Below are 2198 nucleotides of genomic sequence, written 5' to 3' on the forward strand. Positions count from 1 at the left end.
ACTTATTTCGTAAAAACTTTATTAGCAAATACAATACATATACAATGATTATTAATCCGATGATGTTTATAATCTGCCAAAGAAGTATGTGTCCGCCTGATTCTTCGACACTGTCCCAAAAAGTGTGTAAGTTGAAAAGTTAAGGCTCGATTTTATAATCTGAGCCTTTTTTCAAATATAAGGGTAAATTGATTTAAAACAATTCCCCAATTTCGAATTGGCATCGTCCATTTTTTGGTCGATTCTCTCAGGGCCAAAAATACTGATTTTAGAACGGCTTCATCGGTTGGGAATGACATTTTATTTTTAGTGTATTTTCGGATCTTACCATTCAGATTCTCAATTAAATTAGTGGTGTAAATGATTTTTCTGATTTCAATTGGGAATTCAAAAAACACGGTCAACTCATCCCAGTTATCTCTCCAGGACTTGATGGCATAAGAGTATTTAGCATCCCATTTATCTGCAAAATCATTTAAAGCGTGCGCTGCAGCTTCTTTGTTTGGAGCATTGTAGATATGTTTCATATCAGCAGTAAACTCCTTACGATCCTTCCAAACCACATATTTACAAGCATTTCTAATTTGATGAACTACACAAATTTGTGTTTGAGATTCAGGAAATACAGTTCTGATTGTTTGGGTAAAACCATTCAAATTATCTGTAGCTGTAATAAGTATATCTTCGACTCCACGAGCCTTTAAATCAGTCAAAACACTCATCCAGAAGCTGCTGCTTTCATTCTTGCCCAGCCACATACCTAAGACTTCTTTTTTACCTTCTCTGTTGAGTCCTATAGCTAAATAGATAGTCTTGTTAATGACTTTTGATCCTTCTCTAACTTTGAAAACAATACCATCCATCCAAACAATTAAGTAAATTTCATCCAGTGGTCTATTTTGCCAACTAATTACTTCACTTGAAACGGCATTGGTTATACGAGATATAGTGGAAGTAGAAATTTCGAAATCGTATACTTCCTTGATTTGCTCTTCAATGTCACTAACACTCATTCCTTTAGCGTAGAGCGATATAATTACATTCTCGATACCTTGAGCTATATTTTCTCTTTTTGGTACAAGCATTGGATTAAACGAAGAATCTCGATCACGAGGAACTTTGATTTCTTGCTCACCAAAAGATGTTTTTATTTTCTTGGTACCATGTCCATTACGATAATTTCCGCTAGAGGTTTTATCGTGTTTTTCATTGTCTAAATGTGCATCAAGTTCAGCATCAAGCATGTGTTCTATTGCTTGTTTGTGCATCGTTTTGAAGAATGAAGTTAAATCATCTGCATTCTTGAAGGATTTGTAGAATTCCTTGTTGTTTAATAATTCGTCTTTGTCAATCATAATCATAACTGTGGGTTTAAAAATAGAAAAAAAGTTATTTCCGAAAAATATTTTTGAGCTTTTAAATTTGCTCAAATATTTTTCAGAATAACTTTTCAACTTACACAGTTAGTGAGACACTACCAAAGCTTCAAAACTTTGGAGGTTTCTTCTATTTAAACAACTTTTCAATCTATCTATTTTTCTAAACTTTCTAATGTTCTATTTGAAATTACAGACTTATCTTGTTCCAAAACATCCTCATCACTTGCATATTGGTCATTTTTCTTTATCAAAAGCCAAGTATTTTCCTCTTTCGTTTTTAGTTCTACCAATGCAAATTCACCTTTGAGCTTTTTTCCGTTTAGAATAAAACTAAGATGTCCTTCTTTCAAATCAGATTTTAATTTTTTTTCGATATTGTCAGCACCTTCTTTGTCTGCTAAGGTATAGCTTCCATTGTCCCAAATTATAACAGTTCCTGCTCCATAATTTCCTTCAGGAATAATTCCTTCAAAATCTTTGTAATCATAAGGATGATCCTCCACCATAATCGCCAGCCTTTTATCAGCGGGATTCATCGATGGTCCTTTGGGTATGACCCAGCTTTTTAATACTCCGTCCACTTCCAGCCGAAAATCATAATGCAAATTGGATGCAGCGTGTTTTTGCATGACGAAAACTAATTCGGTTATTGATTTTTTAATTGCACCTTCAGGTTCAGTCGTAGCATTAAAATTACGCTTTGTATTTATTTAAAGATATCATGATAAATAAAATTAGAGTTAAAATAAATCTAAAAGGTATGGAATTGATATATTCGTGAAATTAGTCAATAAGCAAACTAAAAAAATATTTAGATTG

General features: G+C 33.0%; 2 protein-coding genes. Both read right to left on the reverse strand.

Annotated elements, in window-relative coordinates; genetic code table 11:
• Positions 1-152: 152 nt before the first annotated feature.
• Complete coding sequence (locus ACH2BG_RS01015) at positions 153-1355, reverse strand: IS256 family transposase (RefSeq protein WP_271338785.1); 1203 nt, start codon at positions 1353-1355, stop codon at positions 153-155.
• A 176-nt stretch (positions 1356-1531) separates the two neighbouring features.
• Complete coding sequence (locus tag ACH2BG_RS01020; protein ID WP_395045877.1) at positions 1532-2089, reverse strand: DNA polymerase ligase N-terminal domain-containing protein; 558 nt, start codon at positions 2087-2089, stop codon at positions 1532-1534.
• Positions 2090-2198: the final 109 nt, after the last annotated feature.

It is taken from the genome of Flavobacterium sp. (genome assembly GCF_043779715.1).
Lineage (GTDB): Bacteria > Bacteroidota > Bacteroidia > Flavobacteriales > Flavobacteriaceae > Flavobacterium.